At 74.6% G+C, this 4,959-nt stretch carries 4 protein-coding genes; 3 read left to right on the forward strand and 1 reads right to left on the reverse strand.

Annotated features, from left to right (window positions below):
* Together R7226_RS30910 and R7226_RS30915 are read left to right on the forward strand one after the other, a co-directional pair.
* On the forward strand, nt 1–435 hold a 435-nt coding region (locus R7226_RS30910; RefSeq protein WP_318601394.1), incomplete at its 5' end, for an RcpC/CpaB family pilus assembly protein.
* A gap of 257 nt (nt 436–692) precedes the next feature.
* A complete protein-coding gene (locus tag R7226_RS30915; protein ID WP_318601395.1) occupies nt 693–2,081 on the forward strand; it encodes an HD-GYP domain-containing protein in 1,389 nt (462 codons plus the stop codon).
* Here the strand turns inward: R7226_RS30915 and R7226_RS30920 are convergent.
* Entirely contained in the window at nt 2,027–3,346 is a 1,320-nt protein-coding gene (locus R7226_RS30920; RefSeq protein WP_318601396.1) for an EAL and HDOD domain-containing protein, read from the reverse strand. The genes R7226_RS30915 and R7226_RS30920 overlap by 55 nt on opposite strands.
* A gap of 90 nt (nt 3,347–3,436) precedes the next feature.
* On the opposite strand from R7226_RS30920, the gene R7226_RS30925 reads away from it, so the two are divergent.
* Entirely contained in the window at nt 3,437–4,642 is a 1,206-nt protein-coding gene (locus tag R7226_RS30925; protein WP_318601397.1) for a CpaF family protein, read from the forward strand.
* Nucleotides 4,643–4,959 lie beyond the last annotated feature (317 nt).

Consider the following 4,959-nt stretch of genomic DNA (forward strand, 5'->3'; position numbering starts at 1 on the left):
GCGGCAGTCGCGCTGCCGGCCGGCGCCTATGTCACCCGCGCGGTGCTGCGGACGCCCGGCGCGGCGGCACCGCCGGTCGGCGCCGGCGAGCGCGTCGCCGAGGTGCTCGCGCGCGGCGATCCGGCGACCGTCGTCGCCGGCGCCCGCGTCGACGTGCTCGTGACGCGCGACGCCGCCGGCAACCGTCCCGGCACGACTGTGCTGGCGCTGGAGGACGTCGAGGTGCTGGACGCGGGCGCACCGCCGGCCGCGGTCGAGGCGTCGGCGGAGCCGGGCGGCGCGACGGTCGCCGCGTCGCTGCGGGTGACGGTCGCGCAGGCGGTCTACCTCGCGGCAGCCCAGAGCTTCGCGCGCGAGCTGCGGCTGCTGCCGCGCGCCCCGACGGACCGCAGGCGCGGACGCGCCGGGCTCGCGGTCGACGAGCGACTGCGATGAGCGCTCGGGCGCTGCTGCAACGTGGATTGCGTCAGTCGGCGGCGCCAGCCGGTATCACCCTCCGCGTGTGCCGATCGTCACGCGGGACTCAAGGGATCGGTCGCTCGCGCCGATCCACTCGCTGAGCGCATGTCAAGGAGACTGCTCACATTCGGGGTCGTGCCCGTCTTCGTCCGTCCGTCGACGACCGCTGCCGTGCCATCGTCTGGCACGGCCGGCTCGGCGCGCGCCGACGCGCCCGCTTGCGGAGCGCGCCGATGAGACGCGCCGAAGCCCCGTCCTGGCACGAGATCCGCGCCGAGCTGGCGATCGGCCTGCCGTTCCTCGCCGCCGTGATCGCGATCGCGATCGGGTTCGACTCCGGCCGCGACCTCGAGATCGGCCCCGCGATCGTCCTGGTGCTCGCCTACGGCGCCCTCAGCCACGTTCGCTTCTACGCCGGCGCCGGCCACACCGTGCCGACGCAGCTCGTCTTCGTGACGATGCTCTACACGCTGCCGACCGAGCTGGTGCCGCTGCTGGTGCTGCTCGGCATGGTCGTCGGCAACCTGCCCGACTACATCCGCGGCAAGCTCCATCCGGCGCGCGCGCTGATGCTGCCCGGCGACGCCTGGCATGCCGTCGGCCCGGCGCTGGTGCTGCTCGCCGCCGGTGCCGTCGACCCCGTCGGCGGCGACTGGATCTGGCTGCTGCCGGCGCTGTTCGCGCAGTTCGGCATCGAGCTGGTCGTCTCGGCCGTCCGCTCGAAGCTCGCGCTCGACATACCGCTGCGCGACCAGTTGCGCGCGCTGGAGTGGGTGTGGCTGGTCGACGCGCTGCTGACGCCGGCCGGCGTGCTCGCGGCGATCGCCTCCGTCGACCGCCCTTACGCCTTCCTGCTGGTGCTGCCGCTCGCGCTGCTGCTGACCGTCTTCGCGCGCGAGCGCAACGAGCGGCTGGAGCAGGCGCTCGAGCTGGGCGGCGCCTACCGCGGCATCGCGATGCTGCTCGGCGACCTGCTGGAGGATGCCGACGAGTACACCGGCGGCGACCACACCCGCGGCGTCGTCGCGCTGTCGCTCGAGGTCGCCGACGAGCTCGGCCTCGACCACCGCGAGCGCCACAACGTCGAGCTGGCCGCGCTGCTGCACGACATCGGCAAGATCGTGATCCCGACCGAGATCATCAACAGACCGGGCCCGCTCGACGAGCGGGAGTGGGAGCTGATGAAGACGCACACGGTCGAGGGCCAGCGGATGCTCGACCGCGTCGGCGGCCCGCTCGCCGACATCGGCAGGATCGTGCGCGCCTCGCACGAGCGCTGGGACGGCGGCGGCTACCCCGATGGCCTGCGCGGCGAGACGATCCCCAGAGAGGCGGCCGTCGTCGCCGCCTGCGACGCCTTCAACGCGATGACGACCGACCGCTCCTACCGCAGCGCCCGCTCACCGCAGGCGGCGCTCGACGAGCTGCGCGCGCATGCCGGCGAGCAGTTCGCGCCCGACGTCGTCGAGGCGATCGTGCGCGTCATCGCGCGCGAGCTGATCGACGCCGCGGACGCATCCGGAGTCCCCGTCGCCGACGGCCGGCGGCTGCCGGCCAGCGAGCTGGCTCAGGCCGGCATCGACGTCAGCTCGTCGTCGCCGTCGGCGTCGTCGCTCTCCTGAGCGCCGGCCGTCGTCGCCGTCTCGCCTTCGTCGAGCGCGCCGCAGGCGGCGTCGGCCCAGCGGACCGCCGAGATGTACAGCTCGGTCATGTTGAGGCCCGGGAGGCGCTTCTCGACCTCGCGCAGGTCGCCTCTCTCGTAGGCGATGATCGCGGCGAGCGCGTCGCCCATCGGGCCGGTGCGGTCGAGCAGCGCCACCCGCGCCTCCGCGTTGAGCGGCAGCGCCTCCAGCACCTCGTCCAGCGGCGCGTCCATGATCGCGTCCATGACGGAGAAGAGCCCGACCGTGAAGAAGGCGTCTGAGCCGACGGTCGCGGCCGGGCGGCGCCGGCCGATCAGCTCGCAGAGACGGCCGCGCAGCAGCGCCGTCACGGTCAGCTCGTTCGGCTTCTCCTCGCTGCCGGAGAGCGCGATCAGCGTCGCCCAACGGCGGACGGCCTTCATCCCCAGCATCATCAGCGCCTCGCGCACGGAGGCGACGTGGCGGGGGAGGTTGAAGAAGGCCGAGTTGAGGTAGCAGAGCAGCCGGTAGCTGAGCCCGACGTCGCGGGTGATCACGCGCTCGAACTCCTCGAAGGAGAGCGTCTGCGAGTAGAGCGTCGCGAGCGAGCGCAGCTCCGTCAGCCTCGAGACCGGCGGCGTGTGCGAGCGGACGACGTCGGGGGTGCAGAAGAAGAAGCCCTGGAAGCCGTGGAAGCCGAGCGCGCGGCAGGCCTTCAGCAGCGCCGGCGTGTCGACGCCGGCCGCGATCAGGTTGCTGGTCGTCGCGCTGAAGCGCTCGGCGGCGTCGGTCAGCTGCTCGGGCGTGAGGTCGCTGACGTCGAGCTTGACGCTGTCGGCGATTCGCGTGAGCGCGGGATCGGGCAGCGGGCCGAGCGGATCGCACTCGAGCGATATGCGGTATTCCTGCTCGGCGAGCCGCTCCAGCACGGTGCGCACCGCGGCGTCGTTGCGGTCGGGCGCGTCGACTTCGAGCACGACGCGGTCGGCCGGCAGCGCGAAGGCGTGCAGCTCGAGCAGGAAGCGCCGCGAGAGGTGCACGTGCGCCGGCTGGCGCCCGACGACGACGCCGACGCCGATGCCGGTGAAGGTCTCGACGATCACGCTGGCGGTCGCGCGCTCTTCGTCGAAGCCGGCGCGGTGGGTGGCGCCGCGGAACAGCAGCTCGTAGCCGACGACGCGGGTCCAGCGGTCGTGGATCGGCTGGCGCGCGATCGCGACGTCGTCCGCTGCGGGGAAGGGGGAATCGGCGAGCTCGACGCTCATCTCCCAGTTGATCGGCCGCACAGCCCGCAACTTGCGCCAGATCTGACATCTGGGGGGCGAAACGCGCCAGGTTGGCGGCTCAAGGCCGCCATGAGCGAACGAGCGCGACGACTTGACGAGGCTGCCGGGGAGCTGCACGAGCGCCTGGTGCACGATGCGGCGGGGGAAGGCGGGGCGGCCGAGGCGCCGGCGCGGATCGGTGCGCTGGTCGAGCGCGACGGCGCCCTGCTGAGCGAGGCCGAGCGCGAGGAGCTGCGTCGCCGCGTCGCCGAGCGCGCCTTCGGTCTCGGCCCGTTGGAGCCGCTGTTGGCCGACCCGAGCGTCGACGAGGTGATGGTCAACGGCGCGGCGTCGGTGTGGGTCGAGCGCGGCGGGCGGATCGAGCCGACCGACGCCGCCTTCGCGTCAGTGGAGGAGCTGCGTCACGCGATCGAGCGGATCCTCGCGCCGCTCGGCCGCCGTGTCGACGAGGCCGCGCCGCTGTGCGACGCGCGCCTGCCCGACGGCTCGCGCGTGAACGTCGTGATCCCGCCGCTTGCGCTCGACGGGCCGGCGCTGACAATCCGCCGCTTTCGCCGCCGCGGCTTCGGACCCGACGACCTGCTCGCCGCCGGCACGATCGACGCGCCGCTGCACGACTTCCTGCGCGCGTGCGTGCGCGGGCGCCTGACGCTGCTGGTCAGCGGCGGCACCGGCTCGGGCAAGACGACGACGCTCGGCGCGCTGTCGAGCTTCATCGGCGACGGCGAGCGGATCGTGACGATCGAGGACGCGGCGGAGCTGCAGCTGCGTCAGCCGCACGTCGTGCGGCTGGAGGCGCGGCCGCCGTCGCTGGAGGGCCGCGGCGAGGTGACGATCCGGCGGCTGGTGCGCAACGCGCTGCGGATGCGGCCCGACCGGATCGTCGTGGGGGAGGTCCGCGGCGGCGAGGCGCTCGACATGCTCAGCGCGATGGCCAGCGGTCACGACGGCTCGCTCTCGACCGTCCACGCCGGTTCGGCCGAGGAGGCGCTGCGGCGCGTCGAGACGCTCGCGCTGATGGCCGACGTCGCGCTTCCGCACGCGGCGATCCGCGAGCAGGTCGCCGGCGCGATCGACCTCGTCGTCCACCAGCGCCGCGAAGGGGACGGCAGTCGCCGCGTCGTGGCGGTCAGCGCCGTCGAACGGGTCGCCGGCGGCGTCGGCACGCGCGAGCTGTACGCCCTGCGTGACGGCCGCGGCCGCTGGCGCCTGCCGCTCCCGGAGCCGTTGGAGGCACGGCTGACGGCGGCCGGCTGGAACGGGGTGGGAGCGTGAGCGGGCGCAGCGGCGGCGGCCTCCCGCGGCTCACTCGCTTCCCCCGCCCGCCCGCCGCGGGGACGCCCAAGCGCCGGCTGCTCCCGCCTCGCCCTCGCGTCGCGAGGCCGCCAGGGCGCGAGCGCGCGTCGCGGCGGTCGGAGCGACGGGCACCGATGCCGCCAGCGCGCGGTGCCCTCGACGTCCGCACGGCGCGGGCGCTGCGCTGGTGGAGCGGGGCGCGGTGACGGCGGCGCCGCTGGCGGGCGCGGCGGCGGCGGGCGCGGTGGGGGCGCTGTGGGAGGGGGTGGCCGCGGCGGGCGGGACGGCGGCGATCT

Source organism: Conexibacter stalactiti (assembly GCF_033542075.1).
Taxonomy (GTDB): Bacteria; Actinomycetota; Thermoleophilia; order Solirubrobacterales; family Solirubrobacteraceae; genus Conexibacter; species Conexibacter stalactiti.

Coding starts and splice junctions, on each gene's coding strand:
- R7226_RS30920 (WP_318601396.1), bottom strand. CDS start 3,346: ATGAGCGTCGAGCTCGCCGATTCCCCCTTCCCCGCAGCGGACGACGTC.
- R7226_RS30915 (WP_318601395.1), top strand. CDS start 693: ATGAGACGCGCCGAAGCCCCGTCCTGGCACGAGATCCGCGCCGAGCTG.
- R7226_RS30925 (WP_318601397.1), top strand. CDS start 3,437: ATGAGCGAACGAGCGCGACGACTTGACGAGGCTGCCGGGGAGCTGCAC.